This window comes from Winogradskyella sp. 3972H.M.0a.05 (assembly GCF_040493455.1).
Lineage (GTDB): Bacteria > Bacteroidota > Bacteroidia > Flavobacteriales > Flavobacteriaceae > Microcosmobacter.
This window is the reverse complement of record NZ_JANFDA010000002.1, coordinates 546,405-563,396: the sequence shown is the minus strand read 5'-3', so window position 1 is coordinate 563,396 and position 16,992 is coordinate 546,405. Positions and strand designations below refer to the sequence as shown.

Below are 16,992 nucleotides of genomic sequence, written 5' to 3'. Positions count from 1 at the left end.
ATCAAAGCCCTGCTAAGAAGCAGGGCTTTTTTTATTATGTGTTATTTTTATATTAATCTACTCATGACAACTACAGGTATGCTTTGTGAAGCTCATGGTTTTGAGATTAAATGGAACACCTTGATTGTAATTTCCACTTTCCCAATAAAATTTAGTTCTCTTATTGTCGTAATTACCAATTTCATTCATTGTCGATACATCATATAAACGACCATTAATCATTGTATAAATTACCGAATTAGAATTCTGGATGTCCTCTAATGGGTTTTTGTCTAGTATGATGAGGTCTGCAAGCTTACCTTCCTTTAAAGATCCGATTTCATCTCCAGCACCTATATATTCAGCGCCATTAATCGTAGCAGCTTTCAGAGCTTCCATATTAGACATGCCACCTTGTTGTAACATCCATAATTCCCAATGCGCTCCCAAACCTTGTAATTGACCATGAGCACCAAGGTTGGCTTTTACACCATGATTAGACAATTCTGTAACTGTTTTAGAAGACAATATGTGTCCGTTAATGTATTCCTTTTCAGGGACCATAGTTCTGTGTCGAGATCTACTATCTACGACATATCTTGGTGTATACTTAAGAAGTGTTCTGTTTTCCCAGACATTGCTCTTTTCATAGAAGTAAAATTCGCCATTAATACCACCATAATTTACAATCAAAGTAGGTGTATAGCCTGTCTCACTATTTTTCCAGAGCGTAATCACATCTTTATAAGCTGGATTAACTGGAATGTTGTGTTCAATACCAGTATGACCATCAAAGATCATACTCATATTAGAGTAGAAATGCGATCCACCTTCTGGAACAACATTAACACCAAGTTCTCTCGCAGCTTGCATCACTTGCTGACGTTGCTCACGTCTCGGTTGATTGTAACTCTTTATAGACTTTGCTCCAAAAGCCATAGTACGTTTTACAGCAAAACGCGCATCATCTAAGCTATTGACAACTGCTTTAAAATCACCTTCAGCACCATACAGAATGAATCCAGTAGAGAATAACCTTGGACCAACCGTATTGCCACTTCTTTGTAACTCTTCTAGTGTAAATGCGGCTTCGGTATGCACAGACGGATCGTGAGCTGTAGTAACTCCAAAAGCGACATTAGCATAGAATTGCCAATGCTTTTGGGTGCTTAATCCATTTCTAAAAGCACCAACATGCGCATGAACGTCAACAATTCCAGGCATTATGGTTCTACCATTCATGTCGTATACTTTAGCATCACTTGGCACACTAACAGTTGAAGATGCACCTAGTTTTTCAATCTTATTATCCTTAATGATGATAGTGCCATTTTCAATAACAGCATCACCTTCCATGGTAATTAAACGTGCATTTGTAAATGCTACTCTACCTTCAGGAACATCTGATTTTACTTCTAAATTAATCTGAATGCCTTTGGCATCTTCTGTACTTAAATTACTTTCAGCAAAAGGGTCCGATGTGTTATTGATCACATTCTTGGTGAAGTATTCACCTCCAAGTGTCCAATGCACCTTATTACTACTAGCAGCCCAATGCAAATTGATTCCAGCATCTTTCGATAAGCTTTCAACTTTAAAAGCCTTGGTTTTATGATCGATATTAATCTCACTACCATTTTGTATAAAAGGCGCAATGTATACTTTGTATAAGTGAATAATAGCAACCATTTTATTATCAGGACTAGGGACAATTCTGTTAGCAAGTTTAGATTTAAAATGACTTTTCTCGTTATGTCCATCTAGGTCTACACTCTTTAAATGTTTTGTAAGACTTCCAAAGAAGTAACCTCCAGTTTGGAAGAACACACGTTTATCATCTACCGAAAAAGTAGGGTAGTCTCCAGTGTCTGAAATCTTTTTTGCTTCAGAGCCGTCAGAATTCATCACATAGATTCCTGTATTTTTGGTATAATCAAAACCTTGATCGCCATTTCCGGACTCTTTTTTATAGGTGACTTTAGAACCATTGTTTGAGTATGAAGGCATACGATAAATGCCTTTGTCTTTCGTAAGTTTAGTGACATTGCTGCCATTTAAATCGGCTTTATAAATACTGCCTAAATTTTCATCATTCCAGGTTACAAATAGAACAGACTTCCCATCGGGAGAAAAGCTAGGCTCAGCTTCAAAATCATTTAGATTAGTGATTCTTGTTGGCTTACCGTTTGGCAAGCTCTTTTTGTAGATGTGCCCAAGCGCTGTAAAGACAATTGTTTTGCCGTCGGGAGATGTCTTGGCATCCTTAATCATTTTTGATGTAAATGTCTCTGTATATACAGGTCTTTTTACACGATGAGTTTCAGCAATTTTTAGTGAAGCATCTACTTCAAAAGGAATGTTAGTTACAGCCTTGGTATCGATGTTTACTTTATTAATTTTTCCACCACTCCAAAACACGATCTCTTCATTGTTAGGCATCCAGCTGAAGTAAGGATAGACACCAAAAATAGCCCAAGCTTCTTGCTGATCTTTATCCAAATCGAAATAAATAGGAGTTTCTACACCAGACTCTAAATCATGGACGTATAGCACACTTTTTTCCCTAAGCCTTTTTACAAAAGCTAAGGATTTTCCGTCTCTGGAAACTACTGGTCGTGTAGCACCACCAGGACCACCAGTTATTGTAATGGTTTTGCCAGTGTCTAAGTCATACCTTTTGATCACATAGATTTGTTTGTTTGGATCTTTATTATACTGAAAGAAACCACCAGGATACATATCCTCTGAATAGTACAAATATTTTCCATCTGGTGACACAGAAGGATCATTTACATCTTGCTGATCATTCTTTCTTGTAGTCAACTTAAGTCCGCCACTATTAGAAAATGAATACTGCCACATTTCACCTGCTCCCATGGAACGTTGAGAAGTAAAGTGCTTTCTGGCTATTAGTGACTCGCCATCTGGAGTCCAAACAGCGTTATTTAAAAGTCTAAATTTCTCCTTGGTTATAGATTTAGCGTTTTTGCCATCTGCTGTCATTACCCAAATATTATTCCCGCCTTCCAAATCGCTGGTGAAAGAAATATATTTACCATCTGGACTAAATCTTGGCTGTACTTCAAACGCTAAGCCAGTGCGTAATGCTTTTGCTTTGCCACCTGTAATAGGTATGGTATAAATATCTCCCAGCATATCAAATACAATGGTCTTCCCATCTGGACTAACGTCTAAATTCATCCAGGTACCTTCATCAGTATTCAGGTTGAAGGTTTTATAGGTCCAATCTTCATGAGGATTATTTACGTCCCAAGTATCTTTTTTATCATCATCTTTCTTCTGTGCAATTATTGAGGGTGAAAGTAAAACAAGGGCAAGAAATAATATAAAATTGCGCATAGTTAATGTATTAATTTTAGCTATAAAGATAATTCTTATCTTCATAAGTAGAGGTGTCATTTTAAAGAGAGCCCATAAAGAGCAACATTCTACCCATAGGGTAAGATTTAATTTACTAATCTATTTCAGTTTATTTATCTTTGGATAGAACTAAGAAAATTACCCTCAAGAATTGAACTCACTTAATCTTCTTTTTTTAAAGAACAGTTTAAGCGTATCTGCCTATGTAGTCAGTACACTAATTGTATTGTTATTCACCATACCACTTAATGCACAAAATGATAGTCTTGAAGTTGAAAAGCTTTATAAGCTAGGCTTGGAAAACAGAAGAGTAAAAGCGCAAAAAGCGATAAGTAGTTTTGAGAAAGCCATAGGCATTATTAATGATAGTATCCTGTCCAAGGATGAAAATAATAAGTATTTTTTGCTTAAAAAGGCTTTGATGTTAGATGAGTTGGGTTACTATTATAGAAAGGACACCGATTATGTACCAAGTCTGAAAGCTATTCAGGAAAGTCTAAAAATTAAAGAAGCTATTGGCGAAACATATACACTCCCCACTACATATCGAATTTATGGTAGACTACATCACCATAATAAAGATAGTATTAAAGCCTTTCAATTTTATGAAAAAGCCCTTGCATCATCCAAAACATATAAAAACGATAAGGAGACTGTACGCGTATTAAATTCCTTTAGCGGCTATTACTTGACTCATAATCAGTTAGAAAAAAGTGCAGCATATAACCATGAAGTGTTAGCCTATTCGGATTCTATAAACTATGATTATGGTAGATCTTTAGCAATTTTTCGCTTATCTAATTATGAGCGTCAAAAAAAGAATTATAAAGCTTCCATTGCATTGACGAACCAAAATATTGAAATATGTCAAAGGAATAATGACAGAATCAGCTTGGAAAGGTGTTATAAGAATTTGGGCTATGCCTACAGAAAATTGGGGCAACCAGAAAAGGCTGTTGAAAACTATAAAAAATCGCTCGACCTGGTCATAGATATAGGGCTTGAAGGCTCCATTGCCAATCGTTGTTTGTCCTTAAGCAATGCGTATACCGATTTGGGAAATCATGAACGCGCATTTGCATATTATAGAGGCTATAAACGTCAGCAAATAAAAGATATGAATGTAAAAAGCATTAAAGAGTTTGCTGAGTTAGAAGCTAAATACACTTATGAGCGCCGAAAAACAATAGATAGTATACAATTAGTAGAACAACAGAAGATAAATGAAGAGCGCTTATTGCAGCAAGCTTCTACCAGATTCTGGAAAATTACTGCCATAATTGTGGGCATCTTTGGATTGATTATAGCAGGAATCATTTTTGTGTCCAGAAGGCGAAAAGAGCAAATTCAACTTGGAAAACTCAAAAATGAAATGCTTCAAAAGGAAATAGATTACAAGCAAAAAGACATTTCTGACTTTGCCTTGAATATTTCCAGAAACCGTAAATGGAGAGAGGAACTATTAAACTATATCAAAAAAATAAAGAAGTCGAATTCACTTAAAGGCGATTCAAATTTTAAAGCATTAGAAAAAGCAGTTTTAGAAAGAGAAATTGTAGATAGTAACATGATTGATATTCAAAATAAGGTAGATATTCTCAATACAGCCTTTTATGAAAAGCTACGCGAACAGTTTCCAACACTCACCAAAACAGAAGCAAAATTATGCTCTTTTATTCGATTGAATATCGATAATAATGAAATAGCATTGCTACAAAATGTAGCATTAGAATCTGTATACAGAAGCAGATCTAGGCTCAGAAAAAAGCTAAATCTCTCTCCAAAAGACGATCTTAACTCCTTTTTGAATCAATTTTAAGGTGAATTATATAAATTACTTTAAATCAAAGGGTTATAATTTTATTTTCTTCATTTGTACATGATTTGTACATGAGTTTTTAGAACCTGTACATGATTTGTGCATGGTGTTTTTTTCCTTTCAGACCTTACTGTAAATAGTTTTGAAGTAAACAATTCAAAATGCTATAAGATGTCGATAAGGCAATTTTTCTCTACCCTTTTTTTGAAAGACCAAAAAGTCATTCAGGAGGAAAACGAACGCCTTAAAGCCGAGTTATATGCACTAGAAAAGTTGAGGAAAAAATTAAAAGGAAATCATTCCAAAAACTAAAACAACCCCTTTATTATGAAATCCCTTTTGCACTACAGCATTCTGTATTTATGCTTCTGTTTTTCTATCAGTACCTGGAGCTTTCAAAAATTTCAAGACGCTTCCAGTTTAGAATTCAAAACTACAGACAAAACCATTGAACCCAATTACACTAGAAATGGTGTGAAAATCGACGATTCAGGAAATCTGGTTTATACTGACAACACTGGCATTGATGATGATATTAGTATAGTCATCGATGGTACTAATTATCGCCTGAGTAATTCTTCGACGAGGTTAACCTCTGGAAAGGGTACTAAACAAGATGGTAATGAAGTTTTGGTGCCAATCCATTTGGTAACAGGCAAAATTGTGATCAATACCAAAGGCGGTGATGATACCTTTACTGTCGACCTTTCCAATGGAAATATCAAAATTCCAATTCAGTATAATGGAGGAGAACAAAATACTGCATCTGGTGATGATATGGTATTAATTGGTGGCGATACTATTTACGATACTGTAGAGCATACATTTATAAATAATAATGACGGTTTTGTCGATATCTCAGGAAATAGTACTATCAATTATATTGGGCTGGAGCCCATTACAGATAATCTAAATGGAGCAAATCGTGTATTTACGTTTACAGGGGATTTTGGAAATACTGAATTTATCACCTTGGATTCAGCAGGTACTTTAGATAATCAAATTGATTCTGATTATGGAGAGTCCGTAGATTTTAATAATCCAACCAATTCATTGACAATTAATATTACTGGTGCTGGAAAAGATCTCTTAGATGTAAGAGGATTAGATAGTGGTTTTAATGCTCATCTTACCATTAATGGTGAAACTGATGATGATGTTCGTTTTGTAAGTGCCACAGACTTGGGAAACGGAAATCTTAACGTAACCTGTGACGTTTTGAGTTTTTCTAGCAGTTTTACTACTACAGGTTCTATCACTACTTCGAGTAAAAATGTAACACGTATTAATAGTGGAAGTATAGTTCAATCCACAGGACAAAATGTTAGCATCACTGCAGGTACTGAGCTAGTCCCTGGGGATTTTGGTACTATACTTATGGATAATGGACATGTACAAACTAGTGGTGCGGGAAATATTGCACTCAATGGTACTGCGTACTCAAATAATAATATAAGTTTTACGCTTAATGGTGTTTATATGAGGCAAGGCAGTAGTGTGACATCAGATGCTGGAAATATAAATATTACTGGTAATGGGATAGATAATGGTAGAGCTAATTTTAGAGGCGTACGGTTAGAAAGTAACGCAAGTATACAAAGTACAAGCGGTGATATAATCCTTAATGGCACAGGGAGAAATACAGCGAATGATTCTAATATCGGTGTATCAATAAATTCAGGGTCAATTCAAGGTACAACAGGTCCAGCTGATATCGTTGTCATTGGTACAGGATATAAAGGAGTACAAATAGATAGTGGCACATTAACGACAACTAACCCTGGAGATATACTTATACAAGGAACTAGTGCAGTAACAGATGCGTCAGCTATAAACGTAACTTCAACTGGAGCCCTAGTTCAGTCTGCAAATATCTTAACGTTAACAGCTAACATAGGACCAATCAATACACCCAATGGAGCAGCTCCCCAAGCCATATTCGATGCGGCCAATACAACAGTTAATGGGGTTCTAGCACCAGGACAATCTCCTGGCCAAGTTGAGGTAAACGGAAATATTAATATAGGTTCAGGTGATACACTAGAGGTCGAATTTGAGAGCCCTTTAGCAGTAGGAGAAGATTACGATCAACTTAAAGTTAATGGTGCAGTAAATATTAATGGTACTACATTAAATTTTATTGACAGTGCTAGTGCAGTTTTAAATGGAGAATATGTCATTATTGACAATGATGGCGCTGATCTTATTTCAGGAATATTTAATGGACTACCTGAAGGAGCTTCGATTTCTGGAAATGGAAGAACATGGAATATACATTACAATTATAATGGTAGTAATGATGTAGTCTTAATTCCTAATGTGCCAGATGTCAATGTCATAGTAGACGGCTTAGGAAACTTGATTTTTGTAGACCCTTTTAATGTTAATGATGACCTAACAATAGTTGTCGATGGTTCTAATTATCGAATCAGTGATTCAATACGAGCACTAGTAGCTGGACCAGGAGCTACACAAGATGGAAATGATGTTTTGGTCTCAATAGCTTCAGTAACAGGGAATATTAATATCAATACCGAAGATGGGAATGATAGTTTAGATATAGATTTTGATGGCGGGAATTTTACAGCAAATGCTTTCAATTTTGATGGCGGTAATGGTTCTGATAACATAACACTTTCAGGAACAAACCTTCAAAATACTGTAGCTCATACATTTATCAGTGCAACAAGCAACAGTGAGGGAACTATAGCAATAACAGGAAATAGTACAATAAGTTATTCAGGATTAGAAGGTATTATTACAGATAATCTCAATACGGATAATAGAGCCATAACATTTAATGAAATTATAAGTGGCGGAACGTTAGAACTAAATAGTTCCCCAACAGCATTGGCGTATAGATTGGAAACATCTACTCTGGATTGGATTGATTTCAACCCAAGCTCAAATACAAATCAAAATTTAAGTATCGAGACTGGAAACCCAGTAAGTGTCAATTATATTCAATCAGGAACAAATGCTGATTTCTCTATTGCCAACGGCCCACACAATGCTGCTTCCCTGAATAATACCATAGACATTAATACGGCAATGGATTTAGGAAGTGGTAATCTGGTTTTACTATCCAGAACTTTGAACATCAATCAATCCATTACTACTAGTGGCTCAATAACGACCAGTACAAGAGGAAAAACGACTCTATTTGACTCTAATCTGGAAAGCACTGTAGGTAATATTAATATGTCAGGAGGTACCAGTGCTCCAATAGATAGGGGAATTAATTTAAGATCAACATCAGAAATTAGGACCACATCAGGAAATATAGTGCTTAATGGTATTGGAGCGCTCAATATCGGAACCAACACCATGGGCATTTTAATCCAGGATTCAAGTGGTGTATACTCCCAGACAGGAATTATTACTATAGATGGTACAGCTAGTTCAAATGACGCACAGTCCTATGGAGTTTTTATTACCAGTACGTCAACTGTTCAAAGTGTCGGAGGTGATATTTCCATTACAGGATTATCAACAACACAATTTAATAATAATTCCCCAAGACAAGTGGGTGTGTTGATAGCAGGAACGGCAAGCATACAAAACTCTAATAGTGGAAATGTAACTATTACAGGTACAGGTGGAAAAAGTCAGGCCTTGGCCTTAGGTGAAAATCATGGGGTTATAACTCATGGAGGGATTTTGATCAGTGCAGAAAATGGTAATTTAAATATCACTGGAAAAGGTACTGATGAACATAGTGATGGGATACAATTTGGTGGTACTATTACGACTACAGGAACAGGAAATATCATACTGGAAGGTGAGGCGATAAATGATAGTACCAATAATATTGCAATAAATGCTGTTCCAAGTTCACCGATCATTTCAGGAGGTGATATTGTGATGACGGGAATTACACAGCCAATAAAGACAGCAGGAGGTATTCCGACGCAAGCACTATTTGTAGCCAACAACACCATTATCAATGGAACCCTTGCGCCAGGACAATCTCCAGGGCTGATGATCGTGGATGGTAACTTTGCGATGAGTACAGGAGATGTTTTGAGTATAGAGTTGAACAACTTCAGTACTGCAGGAACTGACTATGATCAGGTAAAGGTCACCGGCAATGTAGATATTACAGGCGCAACATTGGAGTTAATTGATACTAGCGGACCTTTCCCAGCTGGAGATACAGATATTATCATCATTGATAATGATGGAACGGATCCTATAACTGGAGATTTTAGCACATCTTCAATTCTCGGTAATGGCAAAACGTGGTATATATATACCAATGGAGGAGACGGAAATGATGTGGTCTTGAGTTCTCGTGCGCCAAATGTTTACATAGATTCGGGTAATCTAGTTTTTGAAGATCCTATTAATGCTAATGACAACTTAACGATTACTGTTGATGGCACCAATTACCGCATTAGCGATTCAGCTCGTACAGTAATAGCAGGGTTAGGTACTACCCAAGATGGTAATGACGTGCTAGTGCCTATTACTTCTGTGACTGGCGATATTAATATTGGTACAGGAAATGGAAATGACGCCTTAAACATAGATCTCAACGGTGGTGATTTTTCAAATAGGATCAATTATGATGGAGGGAACAACAACGATATATTAACCTTATCAGGGAGTGGTACTTATGAAAATGCATTCTATTCTTTTTATAATAATACGCAAAACAATGCGATTTCATTAACAGGAAATCCGATTACCTATACTGGACTTGAGTCTGCGGTTCTAGACCAATTAAATATAAATTCTAGAGCTTTTATTGTTAATGAAGGTAGTGAAGCTATACTATTGAATAACTCCCCAACAGCATTAGAATATCGTATAGGAACAGCTACAGAAGATTGGGTAGATTTTAATTATGGAAATAACGGTATCGCCATCGCTACGGAAAATTCAGTTAGCGTTGATTATTTCGGAATTGGTGTAGATGGAGATTTCCTTATTGTCAATGGTCCGCATGATGCTGCGTCACTCAACAATACGATAGACATTAATGTGGCAATGGACTTAGGCAACGGAGATCTAGATCTGTTATCAAGAACCTTGAACATCTACCAGTCCATTACTACTACAGGATCGATAACGACTAGCACAAGAGGAAAGACTGCGATAAATGATTGTACTCTGGAAAGTACAACGGGTGATATCAACATATCTTCAGGTACCAACGCACCGCAAGATAGGGGGATTCATTTGAGGCTTGGGTCAGAGATCAGGACCACATCTGGAAACATCACGCTTAATGGTAAGGGAACATTCACTACTGGTTTTAACACGATGGGTATTCTATTGGAGAACACTAGTGGGGTTTATTCTCAAACAGGGAATATCACTTTAGATGGTACAGCTGGAGCGGATGATGGAGAATCCTATGGAGTTTACATGACCCATGCATCAACCGTTCAGAGTATTGGAGGAAATATTGTTATAACTGGATTATCCAATACAACATATAATGAATACTCAGGTACTCATATTGGTATATACATGGGAGGTACAGCAAATGTCCAGACTACTGGCAATGGAAATGTTACTATGACAGGAACAGGAGGGCAGAGCGAAACATTGGGAGGTAACTATGGTGTTATAGCCCATGGAGGAACCTTGATTAGCACAGTAGATGGGAATGTTAATATTACTGGGATAGGTACTCATATAGGAGGGTTTAATAATGATGGGATGCAAGTTAGAGGCTTCATTTTAACTACAGGTACTGGGAATGTGATATTGGATGGGACTGCGGTAAACAGCCCAAGTAATAGTAATACATCGATCAATGTTGCCCCAAGTGCTCAGATTACTTCAGGAGGTGATCTTGTCATGACGGCAACCACGCGACCAATAAAGACTCCCGCAGGGGCTGCATCTCAAACACAGTTTGTGGCAAACAATACTATCATTAATGGAACGCTAGCCCCAGGGCAATCACCAGGACAGATTATTGTGGATGGCAACTTTGCGATGAGCACAGGAGATGTTTTGAGTATTGAGATAAACGACTTTACTAGCGCAGGATTTGACTACGACCAGGTTAAAGTCAATGGAGCTGTTGATATCACAAATACAACTTTGGAGTTGGTGGATAATAGTGGGCCTTTACCAGAGGGAGATATAGATATTATCATCATCGACAATGATGGAACAGATCCTATTAACGGAACGTTTAATGGATTGCCTAATGGAACTGCTATAGCAGGAAACAGTAAAACCTGGTATATCTACTACACAGGCGATGTAGTACTTAGTTCGCGTCAATGGGATGTTTTTGTAGATGTTGCTGGAAATATGGTTTTTGAAGATGCGAGTAGCTTAAATGATGACTTAACACTAATAGTAGATGGTGCCAATTACCGTATCAGTGACGCTTCAAGGTTTTTGTCTGCTGGTCTAGGAACTATACAAGATGGTGATGATGTATTAGTACCGATTGTTTCTGTCACAGGAGATATTAATATCAATACTGGAACAGGTAATGACAACCTAAACATTGATTTAACCGGAGGCGATTTTACGGATATACTTAATTATGATGCAGGAAGTGATACCGATGGAATATCATTTGTAGGAACAGGAACTTATAATGGTGTAACACATACAATCAATAGTGCAGGCGAAGGTTCAGTTGATATTTCTGGAAACAGTGATATTACATATACTGGATTAGAACAAGCTATTGTAGATAATTTGGATGTCAACGATAGAGTCTTTAAACTCAATATAAGCGATTTTACATTGTTTGAACCTACTGGGAGTTTAGAAAATCGAGTATCTGCCAGTGGTGTTTTTACAATAGATTATAACAACCCTAATAGCTCATTGACTTTAGAAGGCGAAGGCCAAACACAAGGGTCTACACGTATCGACGGATTTGCTACCGGATTTGACGCAGATTTAACTATAACCAAATTGGAAGATGTTATTCGCTTTGGTACTACTGGTGGTTCAGGAACTGATACCGATATCGGAACAGGAGATTTTAATATAACGGCAAGAGTTGTTTTGGTGAGATCTGAAATAACTACACAAGGGTCAGTAACGATTACTAGCTCTGAAACCACTTTTGTTGGAGAAGGCGATATCATATCTTCTGCTGATGGAGATATTACCATTAATGCTGGAACTTCACCAGCACCAGGTACCGGATTTAGCGGTTTAGAAATAGGAGTTTCAACAATACAAACCACAGGTTCAGGAACCATTACACTCAATGGGACTGCATATCTAGAAGATACATTCGCTTTTGTAACTGGAGTGCAATTTCAAGAAGTTAATATTATTTCAGAAACAGGAGATATTAACATTAATGGTGTAGGAGCCACAACGGGGTCTGATTCCAACAGAGGAATTAATATGGCGACTTCTACTGTCATTCAAAGTCAAGGCGGAAACATAAATATTGCAGGAACTGGAGGTAATAGTATAGGTGAAAACAACAAAGGCATCCTTATGTTTGATGGAGCCAGTATTCAAACTTCGGGCTCAGGTAATATATCAATCAATGGAACTGGCGGTGTGGGAACAGATACGAACTATGGTTTAGATATACGGACTAACGCTGTAGTTAGTGCCGAAAATGGTGATATATCTATTATTGGAATTAGTACAGACGATACAGGATCGAATCAATTTGGAATTATATCGGTAGGTGTTGTGAGTACCACTGGGACAGGTAATATTTCAATTACAGGGACAAGTAGTGCGGCAAATTATTCATCAATATTCCTACCCTCATCTACATCACAATTTAATGCTGGTGGAAACTTAACAGTAACAGCAAATACAGGATCAATAAATACACCATTTGGAGTCACTAATCAAACTCAGTTTAGTGCTGTAAATACAATAATAAACGGAACTTTAGCGCCTGGGTTATCTCCTGGGCAGGTGACTGTGGATGGAAATTTTGAAATTAACACTGGAGATACACTAGATATTGAAGTTTCTGGATTTGACACTCCAGGAACTGATTTTGATCAAATAGTAGTAAATGGAACAGTAAATATAGAAGGAGCGACTTTAAATATCATTGATACTTCGGGAAGTTTTTCTAGTCCTGAAAACCTTATTTTAATTGACAATGATGGAACTGATCCTGTAGTTGGAGAATTCAATGGATTACCTAATGGGTCTGCAATATCTGGCAATGGAAAAACCTGGTACATCTATTACAATCTTGCAGGAAGTAATGATGTTCAGCTAAGTACTTCCGCTCCTAACGTTCGTATAGATGGGTCGGGTAATCTAGTGTTTTTAGATCCTTTTCAATTTGATGATAATCTCACCATTATTGTAGATGGTACTAATTATCGCATTAGCGACTCAGTAAAACCTGTAATTGCCGGACCTGGAACTACTCAAGACGGAAACGAAGTTACAGCACCTATAGCTTCAGTAACAGGAATTATTTTTATTAATACCCAAAACGGGAATGACAACCTAAATATAGATTTAAGCGGAGGTAATTTTACAGATGAATTGTTCTATGGAGGCGATACAGGAAATAATAGTATGTCAATATCTGGCCCAGGCACCTATACGAATGTCGAGCATACGTTTACAGACACCCACACAGGAACCATTCAAATGACAGGGAATAGCCAGATAAGCTATGATGATTTGAATCAGCATATTATAGACAATCTGGATGTTAATAACAGAACCTTTAATATGGGGAAAGATTTTTATATGGCCTTATCAGCTGGAGGTCTTTTAGATAATCAAATCGATGTGTTTACATCAACAAAAGTATATTATAACAATCCCAATAGTTCGCTAAACATCAATAATACAAATACTGATAATGCAAAAAGTATTGTAATACAAGGATTAGCGACTGGATTTGATGCAGATATGACTATCACTGCAACCGAAAGTGATTTTGTGCGTTTCGATACCAATACAACCAATATCGGTAATGGTAACTTCAATCTTGATACTGGAAATTTCACTATCGATAGTGATGGTGGTCTCGTTACCACAGGATTGATTACAACCACTACAAAGAGTACAACGACTATCGCTGGAACAGTTCAGTCTAATGGGGGAAGTATTACAATGACTGCAGGTACAGAAGTTGTGTCTGGTTCTGGGGGGATATATATGACTAATGGTCATGTGGAAACCACAGGACCAGGAGATATTATACTCGACGGAACGATATATATAAATATCCCTGTAGGCATCACAGTAGATGGGTTTTGGATGGCGCAAAATAGTAGTGTTGTATCCGATACAGGAAATATTATTATAAGAGGAAACGGTGTAGAGAATGGGAATGTCAATTATAGAGGTGTGCGTATTGAAGGGACATCAAGCATTCAAAGTAATGGAGGCGATATCGATATTTTTGGTATAGGAAGGAGTCAACCAGACCTTACTAATATTGGTGTTTGGACAACGTCTAATACAACGATTCAAACTGGAGGTATAGGAACCATTAATGTTGAAGGTATTGGTCATGTGGGATCAGAGTTGAATGGAGAGATCTCCACATTAGGTTCAGGTGATATTTCTTTAGAAGGAACAAGTGGAGCAATAAATGCTCCGGCAATAGATTTTGTCTCGCCTACAACAGAAGTTACAACTGGCGGAAACCTTTCATTGACTTCAAATGTTGGTCCAATCAATACGCCAGAGGGAATTACAGTCCAAACTCAGTTTAGCGTGGCAACCACGACTATTGATGGGTATTTGGCACCAGGTCAATCCCCTGGGCAATTAAGAATAAATAGCGATATTGAAATGGGTTCAGGAGATACTTTGGAAATAGAAGTCGATGATTTTACAACTGCTGGTATTGATTATGATCAGATCGTGGTCAATGGTATTGTGAATATTAATGGCGCTACTTTGAACATATTGGACACTTCAGGAATTTTATCTGAAGATACTGAAACACTTGTGCTTATAGATAATGATGGAACCGATCCAGTGGTAGGAACCTTTACAGGATTGCCAAATGGGGCGACTATTGCTGGTAATGGCAAGACATGGTATATCTACTATGATCAGGGGGATGGTAATGATGTAGTGTTGAGTTCAGATCTTATAGCTGTCTATACCTATAACAATGGCTGGTTCCCATCAGATCCTAGTGGCGTATCAACTTCGGCCAATGATATAGTGATCGAAGCAGGTGATGCTTCAATAACAGCTAATACAGATTGTAAGGTTATAACAGTGAAGCCAGGAGCTGGTCTTACGGTGAATACTGGAGTGATACTCAACACAGCCGGAGGAATGACTCTAGAGTCGATTTCAACAAGTTATTCGAGTTTGATATTGGATGGATTTATTTCAGGAAATATTGAATACAAGCGTCATGTCAACAATGCAGCAAATAGTGGAACAGTGACTGGCAATAATGACTTGATTAGCCCACCACTTTCAGGTCAAAACTTTGGTGCGTTTAGAGCAGCTAACCCAAACCTGTTATCTGGAACAATAGGAGGTAGTCCAGCTTTCTTATTCGGACCATTCAACAATACTACAGGCGCTTATGAAACGTATGATGCTTCAGATGATGCTAGTGCACTTACAGCAGGAATTGGATACCGTACAGGGTCAACAGATAACAGTACATTTACCTTTACTGGAACTGCTGAAAATGGCATCGTGAGTGTACCAGTTGATGCATCAGCAACTAGTGATTGGTACCTTATCGGTAACCCATATCCAAGCTACATGAAAGTTCAAGATTTCTTGAATGACTTGGTCAACTCAGGACTTATCGATGAGACCGCTACAGGACTGTACGGATATGATGGTGCAGCATCAGACGGGTGGACGATCTATAATCTTCTGACAACAGATGCATCTACTGTGATAGCCCCAGGACAGGGCTTCTTCGTACAGGCTGAGGCTACGGGTAACATAGCCTTTACACCAAGTATGAGAACTACAGGGAATAGTGATGACTTCATATTGGGACGTTCAGGAAATACTTCCGAGCATTTAAGACTGGGCATCTCCTCAGATGATGATAATTACACGACGGACTTCTACTTCAACGAGAATGCCTCATTAGGACTCGACCCAGGCTATGATGCAGCGATATGGGGAGGCACGGCACCAGCCTTTGCAGTGTACTCACATCTGGTAGAGGACAATGCAGGAATACCAATGGCGATACAAGCCTTGCACAGTGATGATCTTTACAATAATGTTGTGATTCCACTGGGCGTTAATGCGAATGCTGGAGAACAATTGAGTTTTGAGATTCTGGAGACCACCTTCCCAGGAACTGTAAATGTTTACTTGGAAGATACTTTGACCAATACGATAACCCTGTTGACCACAGGAGCCTATATCATTACACCAAATCAGGACATAGATGGTACGGGACGTTTTTATTTGAGGTTTGAAGAAGATGCATTGAGCACAGTTGAAAACGAATTGGAAACCCTGAACATCTATGCAAATCATACAGAAGACACGATTGTGATCAGTGGATTGCTTTCAGAAGGCACAAACTTCAAATTATATGATATTCAGGGAAGAATGGTGTTAGATACAGAGCTACAGACACAAACGATGGTACAGAGTATTGATGTGAGCATGTTCAATGACGGTGTGTATGTAGTAGAGTTAAAGAACAATAACAGACGAAAAACACAGAAACTAATATTGAGATAATAACCAAGATAGCTTAACCTCACATGTTAAAAATGTTAGCACATTTTTAGAAGCGGTTACACCAAGTAGGCATGGTAATATTCTTTTATATAATGATTAATAGTATAAATATAACAGGTTTACGTAGCCATGCCTTTTGGGTAACCTAAAACGAAAAAGCTTTTTTATAGCTATAACGAGCTGTATAC

Annotated in this window: 4 protein-coding genes; 3 read left to right on the top strand and 1 reads right to left on the bottom strand. The window is 37.6% G+C overall.

The window, feature by feature from the left end:
- Positions 1-57 precede the first annotated feature (57 nt).
- Entirely contained in the window at positions 58-3,339 is a 3,282-nt protein-coding gene (locus tag NCE97_RS06045; RefSeq protein ID WP_353778054.1) for an amidohydrolase family protein, read from the bottom strand.
- Positions 3,340-3,511: 172 nt separating this feature from the next.
- Here NCE97_RS06045 and NCE97_RS06040 point away from each other — a divergent pair, with 172 nt between their 5' ends.
- The 3 genes from NCE97_RS06040 to NCE97_RS06030 all read left to right on the top strand — a co-directional run bounded on the left by NCE97_RS06040 (position 3,512) and on the right by NCE97_RS06030 (position 16,804).
- Positions 3,512-5,179, top strand: a complete 1,668-nt coding sequence (locus tag NCE97_RS06040) for a tetratricopeptide repeat protein (protein WP_353778053.1) — start codon at positions 3,512-3,514, stop codon at positions 5,177-5,179.
- Positions 5,180-5,350: 171 nt separating this feature from the next.
- Positions 5,351-5,491: a hypothetical protein gene (locus tag NCE97_RS06035; protein ID WP_353778052.1), complete on the top strand. Its 141-nt coding sequence runs from the start codon at positions 5,351-5,353 to the stop codon at positions 5,489-5,491.
- A gap of 15 nt (positions 5,492-5,506) precedes the next feature.
- Complete coding sequence (locus NCE97_RS06030) at positions 5,507-16,804, top strand: DUF8693 domain-containing protein (protein ID WP_353778051.1); 11,298 nt, start codon at positions 5,507-5,509, stop codon at positions 16,802-16,804.
- Positions 16,805-16,992: the final 188 nt, after the last annotated feature.

Coding starts and splice junctions, on each gene's coding strand:
- NCE97_RS06045 (WP_353778054.1), bottom strand. CDS start 3,339: ATGCGCAATTTTATATTATTTCTTGCCCTTGTTTTACTTTCACCCTCA.
- NCE97_RS06035 (WP_353778052.1), top strand. CDS start 5,351: ATGTCGATAAGGCAATTTTTCTCTACCCTTTTTTTGAAAGACCAAAAA.
- NCE97_RS06030 (WP_353778051.1), top strand. CDS start 5,507: ATGAAATCCCTTTTGCACTACAGCATTCTGTATTTATGCTTCTGTTTT.